Genomic DNA, 18,771 nt, shown 5'->3' on the forward strand with positions numbered 1-18,771 from the left:
TCATGCCCGTCAGCTCCGCGGCTTACGCGGAACGCCGGCCCGGCGCGGCGGACCGGGAGCCCGGCTTCCGCAAGTAGACGAACCAGTACACCGTCCCTACGAACAACGAGCCGCCGACCGCGTTTCCGAGATATACCGGAATGAAATTGCGGATGTAGTCGCCCCAGGTCGCGTATCCTTCAAAGATGGCGGCCGGGATGACGAACATATTCGCAACCACGTGCTGAAAACCGATCGCCACGAACGCCATCGTAGGGAACCAGATGCCGGCGATTTTGCCGGCGATATCGTCAGCTCCGTACGCGAGCCATACCGCCAACGCGACCAGCCAGTTGCAGCCGATGCCGGAGACGAACGCCTGCAGGAACGTATCCTCCAGCTTATGCAGCGCGATCGCCGCCGTCTGGCTCATATAAGGTTCGGCCGCGGTCAGACCCGCCACATGGCCGAATAAGTATGCGACCAGCATCGCGCCGAGAAAATTGCCGGCCGTGACGCACGCCCAATTCACGAGCAGCTGCCGTGTCGAGATTTTCCCGGCCAGTCTGGCGACGGGAACGGCCATCATATTCCCGGTGAGCAGTTCGCCGCCCGCCAGCAAAGTCAGAATGAGACCGAGCGGAAACACCGCCGCCCCCGCCAGGGTGCCGACGCCGGACCATGCGTCCGGGAATACCGCCGCGATGCGGATATGGAGCAAAAAACCTAGTGCGATAAAAGCTCCGGCCATCACGCCTAACGCGGATGAGCGGGCCCAGCCGAGCGACGTCTTATATACGCCCGACTCCACGGCGATCGCCGCAATGTGGGGTGGCTTGTGATAAGGCATACGCATCCGACCTTCCGGTGCCTTACTTGGCAGTTATTCACTATATACAGAATAACAGCCGTCCGGACGATTCGGATGTGACTTATTTCACAGTACGATTACAACCCGAGCTTGAGACTCGCGCCTGCGGATTCCCGGTACAAACCCGACGCCTTCACCTCGCGGACGAACTCCTCGAATTCCTCGATATCGAGCTGCTGGTCCGCGTCGGACAGCGCCGCCGGCGGATTCGGATGCACCTCCGCCATGATGCCGTCCGCTCCGGCTGCGAGCGCCGCCTTGGCGCACGGGATCATAATATCTTTGCGGCCGGTCGAATGGCTCACATCGACAAGTACAGGCAGATGGCTTTCTTTCTTCAGAATCGGCACGGCCGAAATATCGAGCGTGTTGCGGGTCCATTTCTCGTAAGTGCGAATTCCCCGTTCAATCAGCATAACCTGCGTATTCCCTCTGGATACGATGTATTCGGCCGCATGCAGAAATTCGTCCAACGTCGCGGCGAGCCCCCGCTTCAGCAGCACCGGCTTGCGCAATTCGCCCGCCGCTTTCAGCAGCTCGAAATTATGCATGTTGCGCGCCCCGATCTGCACAATATCGATGTACTCGGCCGCTTGCTCCAGATGTCTCGGATCGACAATCTCGCTGATCGTCAGCAGACCGTACTCGTCGGCCGCTTCCTTCAGCAGACGCAGCCCTTCGAAGCCGAGCCCCTGAAAATCGTAAGGCGACGTACGCGGCTTAAACGCCCCGCCGCGCATAACCGGCACCCCCGCACGCTTCAGGCTGGCGGCGACCTCCATCACCTGCTCCCGGCTTTCCACCGAGCAAGGTCCTGCGACGAGCACCGAATTGGCACCTCCGATCGCCGTACCCCGGAGCCGGATCACCGTATCCGCCTGCTCCTTCCTGCGGCTGACAAGCAGCGGCTGCTTCTTGCGCTCGGGCTGCTGCAGCTGAAGCGTAGCTTTGAATATTTCTTTGAACAGATGACGGATCGTCTGATCGTCGAACGGCCCTTCGTTGCTTGCCGCAAGCCGGTCGAGCATCTGCTTCTCCCGCTGCGGGTCGTGAACCGGCACACCCAGACTTTGTTTGATTTCGCCGATTAACACGCCGATCCGCGCTCTTTCGTTTAGCAGCTCCAGCAGTTGCTCGTTAATGCCGTCCAAGCGGCCTCTAAGTTCATGCAGTTCCGTAGTTTTCATCGGGTTCTCTCCTACATCTATTTTATTTTGGTGAACGGGCGCTGTTCGGAGCCCGTTTGTTTCTGTGAACGCAAAAAAGCCCCACGTCCAAAAGGGACGGGGAACCGCGGTACCACCCTTATTAGAAAAACGACGGCTGCCGGCGTAGCCATGCGTAGTTCTCACTCGATGCACGTTAACGGCGTGCGTCCGGGGCGTCTCTACTGGGGCAACCGCTCGATCGGAATCAAGCGCAGTTTCCTCGTTCAAGGCCCGACTCGGGAGTGAATTTCGGCCGTCCGGTCCATTCGGGCGCTCTCAGTCTGTCGGCGCTCCGTCCCTGGTAAGAACCGTGATCGGCTTACTTGTCTCCGTCATCGTCTTGGAATGTTAAACCAGATTATAGAAGATTCAGACGATTTACGCAATAGACTGCTGGGAAGCTTTAACGCAGCACAAAGGTAAACGTCTGCCGGCGTCCTTGGCACTGGCGAGTTTTGTCTGGAATCCCCTACCTTACAATCCTTATTCAATCAAGGGATTCCGGACAACCTGTTTGAGCTCTCAATGAATCGACAGCCTCGATATTCGCGCGATTTCGGGATAATTCGGGCCGCCCCAACATTTTCCGATGCGGCTCGCGCGTCTCCCTGTTATACTTAGGAAAGTGCATAAATTTGGCAAGGGCCGGATTTTGAACCGGTCAAGGGGAGGCACCGTCTAATGAAAGAGGTGAAGCAAGTGGAAACCGGCGCCAGCGAAAATTTCGATTATTTGAGATACATAGCCGAGACGACTGATCAGAAGGCGATCTTGCGCGAACTGATGACCGCCTACGGCGACGATGTATGGAATTATGCATTCAGCATATGCCGCAAAACCGATTTGGCCGACGATATTACACAGGACGTCTTCTTGAAAGTATACCGGAGACTGACCTCGTTTCGCGGAGAATCGTCCGTCAAAACATGGCTGCTTACGATAACGCGCAATACAGCGCTTGATTATAAACGATCCGCGTTTTGGCGCAGGGTGACGTTAATGGACGTCATCTCCCCCCACGGCTCTCACCGTTCGGCGGAGAATGAAGCGATGGAAAATATGTCGGTTAACGGCATTTGGGCCCAAGTGTTGCAGTTACCGCCTAAATATAGAGAAGTACTCATTTTATTCGCCCACCATCAATTATCGATGAAAGAGATCGCCGACGTGCTTGGAATCAGCGTCGGAACGGTCAAATCGAGGCTGCACCATGCGCGGCTTAACATTTTGAAGGCGAAGGAGCGCGGAATACATGAAACAGATTGACGCCGATATGGAAGCCGAACTAGAACGAGAGCTGTCATCCGGCCCTTTGCCCCGCAAAGGATTTACGGACCAGCTTCGCATGAGGATCGAAGAGCGCGTGGACGAGAAAGAAAAAAGTTCCAGGTCGTGGTTTGCGATGGCCGGTTACGTATGCTCGATTATCGTTATGCTCGCCGTCTTCACCTCTGTCGTTCTGTACAGCGACAAAACGGCGGAAATCGCAATACCGAATACAGTCGAAATTCAGCAGCCGCAGCAGCAAGAGCTCTCTATGTTCAGCGCCGGCTACGATTTGCAGGAATCGTTCAAGTCCGGGCTGCTGATCGGCCTGCGCAACGACGACCGGGACGTGACTTACCGGACGTTGTATATCGCACCCAAAAACGACCGTCCGGCTGTAGTCGCTCAAGGCAGCGGCATATTGGTACCTTATAAGCGCGATTTCTGGAAAATCGATCAGCTTCGTTACGAGACCGTGACGGACCGCTTCGAGTTTTTTGCGGCGCGTCCGGCTTCCCAGCGCGCAGCGGAACCGCGGAGCATCGCTCCGACACTGTTCCGGGACAATCCGAACGAAAAGGTCGTACATGCCGAACGAATTTTGTTCGCCGGCAACGAATACGTCTCGATCGGCGAGACGAACGAAACGATCGCCGGAAACGTTTCCAGCCCCAGCAGCAAAATGTGGACCACGACGATCCCAAGCTTGGCGGGCAAACGCGAGCCGGTCTCGCTGAGCGAGGTGCTGCAAGTGAATACGACGGCGCCCGATTATACGACGCGCGAATGGTTCGTAGCCCGCAGCCAGGGCCGCTGGGTTCCGATGACCGCCGAGAAGGCGGCCGAGTCGGCCTCCTCCAAACCCGCCCTGCTCGAAACGTACCGGCAAATTAACGCGCAGCTCCCCAAAACGGTCGTCAATCACGACGAGCCGTGCTGCGCCTGGAGCGAGCTCGGCACCCGGTTTCCCGGCGCATCCGACTCGTTCTCTTCGCCGGCCAAAGATATGACTGTCGTATCGTCCGACGGGCTGCTGCTCGTATTCGGCAGTCCGGATCAGCTGTCCGGGGAGCCTGCGCTTACGATCAAGCTGAAGCCAAAGGAAACCGTCGTTATGGCGCAGTGGGCAACCGATCACTATGTGGAGGAATGGGCGGTCAAAACCTCCCAATTGCTCCGTTAAACCAAAAAGGCTCAAGCTTCCCGGCGGTTCGGGCAGGCTTGAGCCGTATTTTGGTTCCCCAGTATACCCGACCGCTTCATCCGGTCCACGGCGCAGCCGCAAGCCCGCTTATCGTTCGAACGCTTCGGGCATCGGCTACCGCTCGTTTTCCGGCTGTATCGGATTTACCCGTCCGATTCCGGCTTCTTGACGATCGTTAATCCTTCCACATGTTTGCGGCTCATCAGCTTTCGCTTCTTTCGGTCCTCCTTCGATTCGAAAACGATGTCCATGTCGTAATTGTCCGGGTACAGCTCGCTTTTGGCGATATGCAGCGCTAGCCGCTTCCGGTTAATTTTAAACCGCTGCTTCTGGATCATCACGCCGACATTCCCTCTCGCATCCTCCGCTTCGCAGACGATTCCGGTTTTGCCCAGATAGGAGATGAACACACAGTCGCCGATCTCCAGCTTTTTGTCTGCGTCGGCCGCTTCGCTCCGTTCCGCTTCCCCGGAAGGCTGTCCCGCTCCAGACACTTCTTGCCGTTCACCCGATGTCATCCGTCTATCCCGCCGCTCTTCCCGAGACGGTTCCTGCGGCTCTTCCGGCCGAACCTGTGCCGATTCCGGGTTTAGCACCTGCTCTAGCTCCGGACTATGCGGACAATCCGGCTCCGCGTGTCCGTCACCTTCAGCAAAGTCCGCGCCGCCGCCCCCTCGTGCCTGGGTTAACTGTTCCGAGCGCGAGATAATGTCCGCAGAGATTCCCAGCTTCTTGGCGATCAAAAATGCGTAGCTCTGCCCCGCCTCTCCGATGCGCAGACGGTACAGCGGCTGCAGCGTTTCGGCGTCGAATTCCATGCGGGCGTTCTGAAATCCCCGGGTCCGTGAGGCAAAATGTTTGATTTCGTTGAAGTGGGTCGTAGCGACAACCGTGGCGCCCCTTTCGTGCAGTGCCTCCAAGATGGCGATCGAGAGACCTACTCCTTCTCCGGGGTCCGTTCCGGAAGCCAGCTCGTCGAGCAAAACGAGCGTCGAGCCGTCCGCAATATCCAAAATCCCGACCATATTCCGGATATGCGCTGAAAACGTGCTGAGCGATTGCTCGATGCTTTGGCCGTCTCCGATATCTGCCGCCACATGACGGAAGACCGCAAGCTCGCTCCCCTCGTCGGCCGGCACGAGCAGGCCCGATTGAGCCATCAAGGTGAGCAGCCCCACCGTTTTTAATGCGATCGTTTTGCCCCCGGTGTTCGGACCGGTTATAACCAGCGACGAATGCGATCTTCCGATTGTAAAGTTAAGCGGAACCGTGCCGCCTCCAAGCAGCGGATGAACCGCGTTGCGCAAACGGATGACGCCGCTGTCGTTCAGCCCGACGTTTCTGCCGTTAACTGACAGCGCAAACTTCGCTTTGGCGAACAAGAAATCGTACGTTCCGATCGTCTCCACATTCAGCTTCAGCTCGTAATCGGCTTCTTCCACCAGTCCGGTCAAATGGGCGAGCACCTTTTCCTCCTCCTTCGCCTCTTCGGCGCGCAAACCGGCCAGCTCGTGCTGCAGGTGGGCGATCTCCTGGGGCTCGATATAGACGGTCTGACCGCTGGACGACTCGTCCAGCACGGATCCGGATACGAGCTTCCGGTGTTCTTTCTTAATCGGCAGCACATACCGGCCCGAACGGACGCTGAACAAATTTTCCTGCATGATGGAACGATGCCTGCTCATCAGCGCGTCCATCCGTGTTTTAATTTTTTCCGACACGGCGGCAATTTTTCGGCGAGCTTTCAGCAGATCCCGGCTCGCCCCGTCATCTACTTGCCCGTTCCGGATGCAGCGGTCGATCTCCCGCTTCAGCCCGGACAGCTCGTGCATCGATTCCGCATAACCGGCGATGCGCGGAGCGACGGACGATTTGGCCGCCATATACGTTTGAAGCTGTTCGCATCCCTGCAAAAACAGCCTGATATTGGTAAAGTCCTGTTCGCTGAACACATACCCTGTCCCCGACAGCTGAAGAACGGTTTCAATACCGCTCAGCGACGGGATCGGCACGCTGGCTCCGTTGTTCAGGACGGTCAGCGCTTCCGCCGTCTCATCCAGAGCCGTTCTCACCGTTTTAAGCTCCGTCATCGGGCGCAGCGCTTCCACATGGCGCTTCCCCAAATACGATACCGCATAATCCGCTACCCGGTTCGTAACCTTCTCGTATTCCAGTCTTTGTAAGGCGTAATGATTCATGTTGGATCCGCTCCTCTGGTTCTTTTGTATAGAAAACAAAAAAAAGGAAGGCAAAGAATGAGCTTAGTCATTCTTGCCTTCCTCAGTCCTTATCCGCGCATGCCAAATACAACTAAAAAAACGTGCTCAAAGACAGCACGGATTGGCTCGTAGATAAAGATATCTAGGGCAATGATGATATCCGCTGTTCTTAACTAAATTCCGAGGCTCGCTGACGGGCATAGAAAAATAAACGTCCTGTTACGGACAGTTCGTATTCCTCGTACCCCATCTGCCTCATTATGGAATTGGATTAGTTAAGAACGCACACCGACATCAAAATCTCTCCCAGTTCAAAGATAACCCGATTATATATGTCCGCTGCCCTGCCGTCAAGCTTTTTAGTGTATTCGGACTTCTCGCCCTCCCCCGGCGCTCCCGGATCGGTTACAATTAGAAAGGCTTCTAGACTTTCGTTTGCTTTACCCCTTTGATAGAGTGAACCAGCCTTTAACGTTAAAACAGGCACTCGCTCTTGACCTTAACATTGATGTCAAGGTTTATACCAACGGAGGTGCAATGATGAGAATCGGGGAACTTGCCGCCAAAACCGGAGCCAGTCTTCGCTCGCTGCGTTATTACGAGCAGCAAAAGCTGATAAGTCCGTTCCGTGCAGACAACGGATACCGGGAGTACAGCCCTTTCGCCGTCGAACAGGTCGAGACGATCCGGTTTTATATCAACCTCGGCTTCACAACCGAGCAAATCGCCGGATTTCTTCACAGTGTGATGCAAAATAAAGAAGCGTTCTGCCGGGACGTCCTGCCCGTATACGAAACGAAAATCGCCGAGCTGGAAGAGCAAATCCAGCTGTTATCACGGATTAAATCCAATCTGGAAGAGCGGGTTAGGGCGATGCTGGACGAACAGGAGAAGACCGCGGGCAGCTGCGCTAACGAATCGTTACTAGAAAACGGCCGCGATCCGGGCTGACGGATGAACAACCGGGAAAGCTGGTCCAAGATATCGAAACCTTCAATCCGCTTTAATTGTGGAATTGAAGGTTTTTTTGTCATTTCCCGGTTTTGTCAAAAGCAAAATCGTATACGTCGTATATTTTTCCTCCTATGGGAAACCTAATGGAACGAGGTGACCGCAGGATGAGCTACAAGTTTCGCCAACCGATTGCATTGTCGGACTTATTGAAGCGCCGTACCAAACGATTTCAGGCCGAGTTGGACAACCGGTACGAGAAAAGCGTATCCGCCTATGATCATATTCCTCTGACCGCCGATCTGGACACGAATGTGGAGGCGGTCCGTTCGATTTTTGGAAACAGCAGCGATTTGGTCATTCGCCGTTTTCTAGTCGCAAAAGGAAAGCTGCAGGCGGCTGTTATTTTCTTCGACGGGTTGACCAATACGGAAACCGTTAACGAAAACATTATTTTGCCGCTTATGTCTGCGGGCAGTCTGCCCGATTCGGATGGCCAGTCTCCGTCCTCGGCCGATTGGCTGTATAAGACCGGAATCCCCATCGGCGAAATCCATCATACGGACCGGCTGAACAGTGTGATCCGCACCATTTTGTCCGGCGATTCGGTTCTGCTGCTGGAAGGCTCGGAGACGGCGATCCTGCTTAATTCCAAAGGCTGGGAAAGGCGCGGGATCGACGAACCCCGCACCGAATCGGTCGTACGCGGCCCAAGGGACGGATTTACGGAGACGTTATGCATCAACACGGCGCAGATCCGCCGGAGATTGAAAGATCCGAATCTTCGCATCCAGTATATTACGGTGGGCCGTCGGTCGAACACCGATGTAGCCGTCGTCCATGTGGAAGGACTAACGAATCCGAAAATACTCGAAGAAGTGGTCGCCCGGATCCGGTCCATCGACATCGATGCCGCGCTGGAGAGCGGATATTTGGAGCAGGTGATCGAAGACAGCCACTGGACCCCTTTCCCTCTCATTCAAAATACGGAAAGACCGGACAAAGCGACGGCCAATCTGCTCGAAGGCAAAGTGATCGTCATCTGCGACGGAACCCCCTTCGTTCTGATCGCGCCGGCCGTATTCTCGCAATTTTATCACAGTCCGGAAGACTATTATGAGCGGTTTCTGATCGGCACGTTAATCCGGCTGATCCGCGTGGTCAGCATGGCGATGGCGCTGCTGCTGCCTTCGCTCTACATCGCCTTCAGCTCGTTCCATCCGGAAATGATCCCATCCCGGCTCGTTATCGCGATGGCGGCGGGAAGATCGACGGTCCCTTTCCCTTCGATCGTGGAAGCATTCCTGATGGAGGTTACGATGGAGATATTGCGGGAAGCGAGCGTCCGGCTCCCCGGACCGATCGGTCCGACCATCGGAATCGTGGGGGCGCTCGTTGTCGGACAAGCGGCCGTTCAAGCCGGTATCGTGAGCCCGATCATGGTCATCATCGTTGCGTTGACGACGATCGGCTCGTTCGCGGCTCCGAGCTACAGTGCGGCAATCGCACTGCGGATGCTCCGGTTTCCGATGATGGTCGCAGCGGCGCTTTTCGGATTATACGGCATCATGCTGCTGCTTATCCTGATCATCATTCACCTGTGCTCGCTGAAATCGTTCGGCGTCCCGTATTTGGCTCCTTTAACCCCCAGCCGGTTCGGGGATTTGAAAGACACCTTTCTGCGGGCACCGCTTCAGTGGATGACGAAAAGGCCGACTTTTTTCAAACCGCTTGATAAACGGCGCGCTTCGCACAAAGCCGGGCAGACGGGAGGCGGACAACATGGATCGGACAACAGACAGCAGAACGAACAGCGGACCGGAGACGGCAGCGGACCGGAACCAAGCGGATGAGCCTTTTCAGATTACGATCCGGCAATCCAGCGCCATTATCGCCAGCAGCCTGATTGGGATCGGGGTGTTGACTTTGCCCCGCCGAACGGCTGAAACATCCGGAGAAAGCGGCTGGATCGTAGCGATCGGAGGAGCGCTGCTGGCCATGCTTGCAATGACCGTTATCGTGAAGCTTTCCAACCGGCACCCGGGACAGACGATCGTCGAATTCACGGCCCGCATGCTCGGGCCGAGCCGTTATCCGTGGATCGGACGTATTGCCGGATTCCCGATTTTTTTGGCCTACTTCTTGTTTTGGGCAGCTTCGACAGCTTTAGTCGCCCGAACGTTCGGAGATGTCGTCGTTACGACGGTTTTGCCCAAGACGCCTCTGGAAGTAGTGATCGCCACGATGCTCATCACGGGTTTCATCTTCGTCATGTATGACGAGGAAGTAGTGGCCCGCGTCAATGAGATTTTACTGCCTATCATCGTCATACCGGTGCTTGTCATTGCCTTGTCGTCGTTCCAAAGCGCGAAGATCGACAACCTATTGCCGATTTTTAACGGAAACTGGACGGGTTTGCTTAAGGGTATCGTTTATACGGCAAGCTCTTATCTCGGCTTCGAGATGATGATGATTTTTTTTGCCGACACGGAGCAAGGCGGCAAACGGATGTCCGGCGGCATGATCGGCATCGCGATCCCCGGTCTGATCTATGTTCTGATCGTCATATCCGGTATCTCCGTATTCGGAGTGGGGGAACTTCGCCTTCTGGCTTGGCCGACTCTGGAGCTGGTTAAAACAAGCGAGGTTCCCGGCCTCATCCTGGAACGGCTGGAATCGGCGTTTCTCGGAGTATGGGTGGCGGCCGTGTTCACGTCGGTAGGCAACATGTATTATGCTACGGCGGCCATCGCCAGGCGCACGTTTAAGCTGAAAAGCCACCGGTGGGTAGCCGTCTGTTTGCTTCCGGCTTTTTACTGGTTCTCCCTGGTTCCCCCAAACGGCGAGAAGCTGTTGGAGTATTCGAAGTTCATCAGTAACAGCGGGATGATTATCGCCTATATCGTCCCCCTCTTGCTGCTGCTGCTGTCTTTGGCTAGAGGCAAGCAAAATCGGGACGACCGGGACCGTAATCAATCCGCCACAGAACAAAAGGAGACGTCGACGTGAACACATCATGCCGATTTTCGCTGAAGCTGCTGACCGTGCTTCTCATCGCGGCCTTTCTGACGTCCGGATGCTGGGATCGCCGCGAGATCGAGGAGCGCACTTCCGTCGTCGCAATCGCGATCGATAAGCCCAAAGAACATCCGGATATGGTATTGCTGACCGTGCAAATCCCGATCCCGATCCGCATCGCCGGTTCAAGTACGGGGGGCGGCGGGGCTGACGGCAAACACTCGGTGGAAGTCATGTCCGCAATGGGCCGCACGGTCGTCGACGCCTTTGAAAATTTGCAAAAACGGTTAAACCAGGAGTTGTTTTATGGACATACCCGCGTTATCGCAATCGGAGAGGAAGTTGCAAGATCAGGGCTCTCCCAGATTCTGGACCCGTTCCGGCGCGATCCGCAAATACGCCGGCTTTTGTGGCCGATCGTCGTAAAAGGAGAAGGCAGAGAGCTGCTGGCCGCCAAACCTACGCTCGAGCAAATTCCGACTGTATTTATTATGACGATGATCGAGAACGGGACCCGGAACGGACGTATTCCCGAAGTGAATCTGGGTACGTTTTTCGTTGATCTTTCTTCCGCGTCGAGGGAGCCGTATATGAACTATGTCGAGGTTAACGGCAACGATATCAAGTGGAGCGGCGTCGCCATATTCCGCGGCGACCGGATGGTCGGCAAGCTGAGCGAACGGGAAACGTGGCGGATGATGCGGATCCGGGAGCGAAGAGACGGAGGCAATATCGTTTTTCCTTTTGAAGGGAATCCGAAACAGCTTGCGACGATTAATACCGAATTTGTCAACAGCAAAAAGAAAGTTACATTTAACGGCGATCAAGTCATCGTACGGATTTATGTCTCGATCGAAAGCAATTTGCTGGAAAAGACGTTTGAGATCGATTTGTTCAACCCGGAGACGATTAAACAACTGGAACAGGACGCCACCGCCTATTTGGAGAAATATACGGCCGAACTCGTTCACAAATTGCAGCATCAGTATCAAACTGATGCATTCGGCATCGGCAGCTATATTAAGGCGCATCACAACAAGCAATGGAAAAATATGGACTGGAGTAAACAGTATCCCGAAGCGGACATCCGGGTGTTTTATGACGTGAAGCTGCGCAACAGCGGCATGGGGATGCGGTAACCGCCCGGCTTCGCGAAACGAACCTGTGGCCTGTCCTTCATCATCCCTGACGATATGTAACCAGCTAATGTTTGTCAAGCATCATGTCTTGGTACCCAAAAGATTTTTTGTTATAATGTTACTGGATATGACAAATAAACCTCCATTGGCGTGGAAGTTTATAGAATAAATTGGTTATGTGCGATAGGGCTCGCCTCGGGTGAGGATGGCATAGACGTGATGGAGAAGCTTGTTGGCGCAAGCGATCACGGCCTCCTTGTAGGGCTTGCCCTCTTTCTTTTTCTTGTCATAATAAGCCCCAATCATGTAAGTCTTCCGGCATAGGAAATTTTATGAATCACACGCCATCTCCCGTCAAGAAGAACAGACCTAAGGGAAGCCACGATGAAGGCATGACCATCGTTCTCAGGCGAAAATCGCGGTCCGCGCTGATCCGTACGGCCGTTTTCAGGTTGTAATGATAGCTTTGTGTTTTCCCATGATTCAATTGATAATGCACAAACCCCGGGTTGACTCCGATGCTCCCGTACAACGTTTGAACGATTGATTGTCGAGTATTGTTCGCGATATGGATATCTATCGTATATTCCGTGTACCAGTAAGCTTGCCTCAGCTTGTTCAGCTTACCCGGAATTATGAACCGTACCTCTCCCCGCTCTCTTGGGTTCCCCAGAACGTCCCAGCGGGATAATAAATTTTCTTGCTCCCCCGCATAACCGATTCCCGCAAGCTTGACACACTGCACCGGACAATCCTCCGTCAGCGTGATCCGGATCTCGCCCTTGCGACCCCAATGTTGTAGAATGCCTCTATAATCATCCGAGGTTGTAGCTGTCGCATTGGTACGCGCGATTCTGCCGGCGATCGCATACGGGGTTGGATCCTCCACTTCTGAGCGAGTCACTACATGGGATACCAATACTTTCGCAACCTCACCGGAAAGCAGACTTACCACACGAAATTCCGCAACGTATACAACACTGCACAACGGTTCAATCCCTCTTCCGGTATAGGCAAAATAAAACGAGTCGCGAGGGGGAATAACGGCCAATAATTGCCGTTCCGGCACGGCATTCATAAATCGTGTCGTCGCTGTGCAGGCGGCGCTTGTGGCTGAGCCGTCACCATATCCGTCCATTGTCTTAAATAAGGATACAGTATGGTCCGTTATGTTGCAGATATGAATCCAGAATTTGAGCTTTTGTGAAGACTTGTTATGATGGAACGCCCAGAACCGGAACGACCCTTCTACCTCATCCCGGTACAGCGTGCTGTTGATTTGTCCGGTAATGCAAGTTCCGTCGGCCCGCCGGGCTCCATCGTCGTAAATCGATTCCGGAGCATTGGACACCAATACTTGTCCGCCAGCCATTTGATACAAAATCTGATCGCTGTCATAATCGAGAGAACCGATCGGGGAAGGTATAGTTACTTCTTCCCCGATTTTCCCCAGGTGCGGCTTATGGCTCATCTCTCGTTCCCGGAAAGAATCAAATAGATGTGAACGACTCCTTTATCGTTAAATCCCGTAAGTTTGACAACTCCGTTCCGCAGCGTCCTCACATGTCCGTCTTGGGTAACTTCGGCTATGGAGCGATCGTGGGACAGCCAGCTTATACGATCGAGGGAGCCTAATGCGTCAACAATCTTCTCTTCTTGTTCAGACAGCAGCGAGATAACGGAGCCGGTGCCGAGCTTCATTCTGATATCGGCCTTTCCGTTTCCTTTTAGAGGCGGATCACCGGCGTCCTCAATCAGTTGCGACATGGAGCGGAGCCGGCCTTGCATCCCGTTTAGGGCGTCCATCCAGCTTTGTTTTCGAGAAGCCAGAACCGGCTGTTCGGTATGGATAGCAGATAACAACTCTTTCACTTCTTTGCTATTTTCATCCGCCGCTTGTACGGATTGTTGAAGCGTTTGGAGCAACTCGGTTCGTTGCTTCCCTTTTACAGAAAAGTCGCTGACGAGCAGCAGTTGTTCCGCTTCTCTCGTCTCGCGCTCCAATCGTTCGACTCGTTCGGAAGCTTCCTGCGCCTGCACAACGGCCGATAACCGGTCAAGCAGCGGGGCTCGTTCGGATTCGGGCACATGGGTGTTAATTAACTTTGTGGCGGTTGCAACATCCGCCGGAAACAACGTATGCTCCGCTTTGACAACAGCAAGGTCAAGGGGGACTTCCTTTTGATTCCCCGCCGCGATGTACAGACCGAACGGAAGATAGGCAGAAGGCATGACCATCGTTCTAAGCTCAAAATCATTTTCCGTATGTATCGGAACCGCCGTATTTCTGCTAAAATGAGTGTTTACTGTCCGGGAGCCGTTTATTTGGTAATTAATAAACCCGGGGTTCGACCCGTTACTGCCGTATAAGGTATGCGCAACCGGGAAGGATGAGCGGTTCGTAATCCGGATGCCGATCTGATAATCCGTATACCAGTACGCCAGCCTCAACTTGTTTAGTTGTCCCGGGATAATAAACCGGACTTCCCGCTGCTCCACCGGGTTTCCGTGCACATCCCACCGCGCCATCAAGCTTTCCTGTTCTCCGGCATAGCCCAGATCGGCCACCTTAATTCCGATCGCCGGGTTCTCGTCGGTTAAGGTCACATCTATTGTCCCTTCGCGCCCCCAATGAGCGAGGAGTCCCCGATAATCGTCCGATGTCGTTGCGGTTGCATTCGTTCGCGCAATCGTCCCCGTAGTCGCATACGGCGTCGGATCGGTTACCTGATCGTTCGTAACGACATTCGATACTCGCACTTCCGCGTCGGAACGATCCGCGAACTCCGCCCGAAACTCGGCAATATATATCATTGCATTTCCGGGTCGAACGTTATCCTCATCGGAATAAGCGAAATAGACCGACTGTCCGGCAGGAATCATGGCAATTAAAGCCGATTCCGGGACGCTGTCCATAAACTGCACGGTCGCTCGGCTTGCCGCCGTCGTCACACTGGTGTCGGAATATCCTTGCATGGTCTTGTACAGCGAAATATCCTGCTCGGAACGATTTTCTACGTGGAGCCAAAACTTTAATGTTTGCGAAGATTTGTTATAATGCGACGCCCATAATCGAAACGAGCCCAGTACGGTATCCCGGTATAAGGTGGAATTGACTTGGCCTGTAATGATACTGCCGTCTGCTCGTTGTGCACCGTCGTCGTAAATCGACTCGGGGGCGTTCGAGACGAATACCTGTCCTCCCGTCTTGGAATAGCGAACGCTTGCCGAATCGTACTTCAAAATTTCGGCCGGATAGGAGATCGGCACTTCCTCACCTGGCGAATAGGCAAATCCGGTTATCGGCGCCAAACTCATTAGTAGGGCAAGCGGTAATGATAGAACTGAACGTTTCATCGTAAATCCCTCCCTAACCTTTTTGTATTTGGAAACGTGTTCATTATACAAAACAAAGTTAGGGGCCATAAGTGGGATACGATGACTTCTTCCGTGTAATTTGATTACTTCATCGGGGAGACATTACCTCGTTGACTTGATCTCGCTCGGACTGATTCCCCAATATTTGCGAAATACCTTGGAAAAGTAACGATCGTCTTTAAATCCGACGAGCGAAGCGGTGTCATATACTTTGCATCCGTCGTGCAAAAGCTGTTTGGAACGCTCCATCCGCCGTTCGAGCACGTAATCGGAGAAGGGCTTGCCGACGTGTTGTTTAAACAATCGGCTGAGATAAGACCCGTTCATAAACAGGCGGTTCGCCAGTAAGGACAAGCTGAGCTCTTTATCGATCTCCTGCTCGATGATTTCTAATAGCAGTTGCACCGTGCGATTCATTGTGCTGTTTCGTTTCAGGAGCGAGTATTCGACATATCGCCTTGTAACGCGCTGCAGCCAATCGCTCACCTGGTCTTTCGCAGCCAGTCTGCCCAACCGGCGAATATACCGGTAATCGTCCTGCAACACTTGCTTTGGCGACCACCCTTGCCGGTGAATGAGCCGGACGAACAAACCGCTCATATACAACAGATGTTCGTGCAGTTCATCTGCGGTCCGGGCGGAATCGGCCAGGAGCCCCCAAAGCTTTTGCACGGCCGTAAGCGCCTTCGTTACGGCAGCCGTTTCCAGACTAATCTCAAGCTCCCGCTCCAGATCGAGCGGCAAGGAAGGTACATACTCTTCCAAGTCATGCTCCCCACGATACGGGATGACGATATCGCTCCCGTGTACGAAACGTTCCTGCAACGAATCACAAGCTTGTCTGTACAGCCTCGGAAGTGCTTCCGGAGTATTCGCCGTGCCGCTCACCCCGGCGCTTGCCGTCAGCTTCAGGCTGGCCTTCACCAGGCTGAGCCATTTCACCAGCATGGTGTGGGCATGGTTCTGGACCTCGTTTCGCTCATCTTCCCCAGACCCGATAAACAACACGATCGTCTTCCCGGCCGCATCCGAACATAGTCTGTATGCAATTGGGGTGTTGAAACCGTCCTCTCCCCCGCCATGCGCAGGGACGCTCGCAGTTATAATCGCATCGCGAATGACGGCATACAGCGAAAAATGAAGCTTCGACATACCGGCTGTCGAGATAGGCATCTCGCTCTCGGACAAGAAGTCAACATCCAGGACAGCAGCCGCAAAGGCGCCGTCGGCTGGAAATTCCATCCCCAGTTCCCTGGCTCGCCGGGCCATCTCTTCTGAGCCATACATTCCGGAAAAACAATGCTGCAAAAACTGCTCCTGCAGTTGGGGCAAGTGTTCCCTCCAATGTTCTTGCAGCGCCAGCCGGTTCAGCTTATCTTCTTGCCGAGCACTTATTTGCCCAGCCGCATCCAATACAGCTTGCAAAATTTGTTTTTCTCCTGCAGGCTTCAGCAAGTACCTGCTTACGCCTAGTTCTACAGCTTTCTGGGCAAATTCGAAATTGTCATAGCCGCTCAAAATAATCGTCTCTATTTCGGGATCGCAGCTTCTAATCTCAGCGATTAGCTCCAACCCGTTCATATGCGGCATCCGAACATCCAGCAGCACGATATCCGGCCGCCTGCGGCGAACCATCCCGAGCCCTGCCAAACCGTTGGCAGCTAAACCGGCCACTTCAATGCCATGATCTTCCCAAGGAATATCTTGCGATAAGCTTTCACGCAGTAACTGTTCGTCTTCAACAATCAATAGTTTCATACCGCCACCTCGCCAGTCGGAAGAGGAAGTCTTAGCACTGCCTCGGTGCCTTCGCCTACAGCACTCGTTATACCCAGCTCGGCGGCAGGTCCGTAATACAGCTTGATTCTGGCAAGCGTATTACGCAATCCGAACAGATCGTGAAATCCACGCCCTTCAAACATCGAAAGCTTCGAGGATGAACGGCTGATCTCGTTTAGTTCCGCCCGGATATAGTTCAGACGTTCCGGGGTAAGTCCGGCGCCGTTATCTTGCACACGCAGTACAAGCATCCCGTCTTCAAGTCTGCCCGATATGTTTAAGAGCCCGTGTTGCTCGCGGCTCTCCAAACCATGCAGCAACGCATTTTCTACCAATGGCTGAAGCAGAAGCTTCAGCACCGGAAAATCGGCCGCATCGTCCGGGATGTCGTAACTGACGGTAAACCGTCCCGAAAACCGGATTTGCTGGATCCGTACGTAATCGTGCAGATGATCGATCGTTTCCTTTAGCGAGTAAGTTTCAGATCCCTTATTCAGGCTGAGCCGGAAAAAACTCGACAGATGAAGCACCATCTCCTTAATCTCCTCCGCGTCATATCGATGCGCCATCCAATAAATCGAGTCCAGCGTATTGTATAAAAAATGGGGATTCATTTGCGACTGCAAAAATTTCAGTTCTGCTTTCGACAGGCGGAGCTCCTGTTCATAATAGCCTTGAATCCACTGTTGCTGTTCTTCGACCATCCGGTTGAATGAAGATGCGACAAATCCAAGCTCATCTTGTCGGAGAGCAGCGATCCGAACGTTCAGATCGCCGGATTGAACCTCCTTCATCGCCTGAACGAGTCGATTCAACGGTGATGAAATGCTGTGGTAAACGATCCAGGCGATCCATAACGCTAACAAAATGCTGATCCCGGCAATGAAATAGGTAAATAGCCGAAGCTGACCCGTTTCCCCTTGAAGCTCCCGTATGGGCTGGGCCATTTTGAGCGACCATTTGGAATAGCGTCCTTTCGCTTCCCATTCGATCATTCGTTCAGCGGGCGAAACCGTCTTATCCCCCCATTCGATGACCGGGATCGGGCCGTCCGGATATAACTCCATTTGGGATCGTTCGGAAGGAAGCAGCGGCTTGATCCACGAGGCGAACGTTTCCTTTCGAATCGACCATAGCAGCAAGCTTGTTTGCTGGTCCCGGTTATACGTGTCCATCATTCTTAGAAAATAAATCCGATCGGCGCTGAACATCCCGTTCAACGAATCGCCATAGCCGTCTGGAACATATAAGACTGCCGCCCCTCTTGCCGATAAAGTTCTTTGAACCGCTTCATGCTTTTCGGCGGCTTGCAGCCTCTTCCCCCCATAATTCGCTACCACTGCGTAATTGGAAGGGACATGGATGATGGAAATGGAATCCAGTGTTTGATGGATGGATGATATGTCCGTTATTTCCTCGGCCACTTGCCGGAAACGAAGCAGCGAATCTACATCCGGATTTGTGCCGATTTGATGGAGCAAATCGATCAGATGCGGATTCGTCGCGACCGAACTGGACACGTTGTCCGCATTTCTCAAAACGAGATCGATATATTCCATAGACGAAGATAACCCGGCCTGGGTCCGTTCGCTCGTTTTTCGCGTCAAAACGGTTTGGGATTTGGCGTTTGCAAATAAACTGACTGCAACAAGAGGAAGGAGAATCAACAAAAAATAACTGGTCAGTCTCCACCGAATTCGTTGTTCGAACTGGCGACGCAACAGTAAAATCGCTTTGTTCATTTCCGATTCAGCCTTTT

The 18,771-nt window shown here is 53.7% G+C and carries 13 protein-coding genes and 1 pseudogene; 6 read left to right on the forward strand and 8 right to left on the reverse strand.

Annotated features, from left to right (window positions below; genetic code table 11):
• Positions 1-22: 22 nt before the first annotated feature.
• Positions 23-829, reverse strand: coding sequence for a formate/nitrite transporter family protein (locus PV433_RS31780; RefSeq protein ID WP_332075988.1), 807 nt, complete (start codon positions 827-829; stop codon positions 23-25).
• 98 nt (positions 830-927) lie between these two features.
• Positions 928-2,037 (reverse strand): bifunctional 3-deoxy-7-phosphoheptulonate synthase/chorismate mutase, encoded by a 1,110-nt coding sequence (locus PV433_RS31785; protein ID WP_332075989.1) that lies wholly within the window; start codon positions 2,035-2,037, stop codon positions 928-930.
• A 702-nt stretch (positions 2,038-2,739) separates the two neighbouring features.
• Between PV433_RS31785 and PV433_RS31790 the strand changes: the two genes are divergently transcribed.
• A complete protein-coding gene (locus PV433_RS31790) occupies positions 2,740-3,324 on the forward strand; it encodes an RNA polymerase sigma factor (protein ID WP_190930866.1) in 585 nt (194 codons plus the stop codon).
• Positions 3,311-4,507, forward strand: coding sequence for a hypothetical protein (locus PV433_RS31795; RefSeq protein WP_332075990.1), 1,197 nt, complete (start codon positions 3,311-3,313; stop codon positions 4,505-4,507). The genes PV433_RS31790 and PV433_RS31795 overlap by 14 nt, the downstream gene beginning before the upstream one ends.
• Positions 4,508-4,671: 164 nt before the next feature.
• Here the strand turns inward: PV433_RS31795 and PV433_RS31800 are convergent, their stop codons facing one another.
• Complete coding sequence (locus tag PV433_RS31800; RefSeq protein ID WP_332075991.1) at positions 4,672-6,726, reverse strand: endonuclease MutS2; 2,055 nt, start codon at positions 6,724-6,726, stop codon at positions 4,672-4,674.
• Positions 6,727-7,287: 561 nt separating this feature from the next.
• Here PV433_RS31800 and PV433_RS31805 point away from each other — a divergent pair.
• The 4 genes from PV433_RS31805 (at position 7,288) to PV433_RS31820 (ending at position 11,855) form a co-directional block, all read left to right on the forward strand.
• Positions 7,288-7,698: a MerR family transcriptional regulator gene (locus tag PV433_RS31805; RefSeq protein ID WP_332075992.1), complete on the forward strand. Its 411-nt coding sequence runs from the start codon at positions 7,288-7,290 to the stop codon at positions 7,696-7,698.
• Positions 7,699-7,865: 167 nt separating this feature from the next.
• Positions 7,866-9,551, forward strand: a complete 1,686-nt coding sequence (locus tag PV433_RS31810) for a spore germination protein (protein WP_332075993.1) — start codon at positions 7,866-7,868, stop codon at positions 9,549-9,551.
• The gene (locus tag PV433_RS31815; protein ID WP_332075994.1) at positions 9,481-10,707 is read left to right on the forward strand and encodes a GerAB/ArcD/ProY family transporter; all 1,227 of its coding nucleotides are present in this window, start codon (positions 9,481-9,483) and stop codon (positions 10,705-10,707) included. Before PV433_RS31810 ends, PV433_RS31815 begins: the two co-directional genes overlap by 71 nt.
• Entirely contained in the window at positions 10,704-11,855 is a 1,152-nt protein-coding gene (locus PV433_RS31820; protein WP_332075995.1) for a Ger(x)C family spore germination protein, read from the forward strand. Before PV433_RS31815 ends, PV433_RS31820 begins: the two co-directional genes overlap by 4 nt.
• Positions 11,856-12,029: 174 nt before the next feature.
• On the opposite strand, the pseudogene PV433_RS31825 reads toward PV433_RS31820, so the two are convergent.
• The 5 genes and pseudogenes from PV433_RS31825 to PV433_RS31845 all read right to left on the reverse strand — a co-directional run.
• A pseudogene (locus PV433_RS31825) lies at positions 12,030-12,152 on the reverse strand (IS110 family transposase); the annotation flags it as partial.
• Between the two features lie 40 nt (positions 12,153-12,192).
• Complete coding sequence (locus tag PV433_RS31830) at positions 12,193-13,326, reverse strand: hypothetical protein (protein WP_332075996.1); 1,134 nt, start codon at positions 13,324-13,326, stop codon at positions 12,193-12,195.
• Complete coding sequence (locus tag PV433_RS31835) at positions 13,323-15,212, reverse strand: hypothetical protein (RefSeq protein ID WP_332075997.1); 1,890 nt, start codon at positions 15,210-15,212, stop codon at positions 13,323-13,325. Before PV433_RS31835 ends, PV433_RS31830 begins: the two co-directional genes overlap by 4 nt.
• Positions 15,213-15,335: 123 nt before the next feature.
• Positions 15,336-16,991, reverse strand: a complete 1,656-nt coding sequence (locus tag PV433_RS31840; RefSeq protein ID WP_332075998.1) for a response regulator — start codon at positions 16,989-16,991, stop codon at positions 15,336-15,338.
• Positions 16,988-18,754, reverse strand: coding sequence for a sensor histidine kinase (locus tag PV433_RS31845; RefSeq protein ID WP_332075999.1), 1,767 nt, complete (start codon positions 18,752-18,754; stop codon positions 16,988-16,990). The genes PV433_RS31840 and PV433_RS31845 overlap by 4 nt, the downstream gene beginning before the upstream one ends.
• Positions 18,755-18,771 lie beyond the last annotated feature (17 nt).

It is taken from the genome of Paenibacillus sp. GYB004 (assembly GCF_036577605.1).
GTDB lineage: Bacteria > Bacillota > Bacilli > Paenibacillales > NBRC-103111 > Paenibacillus_AB > Paenibacillus_AB oceani.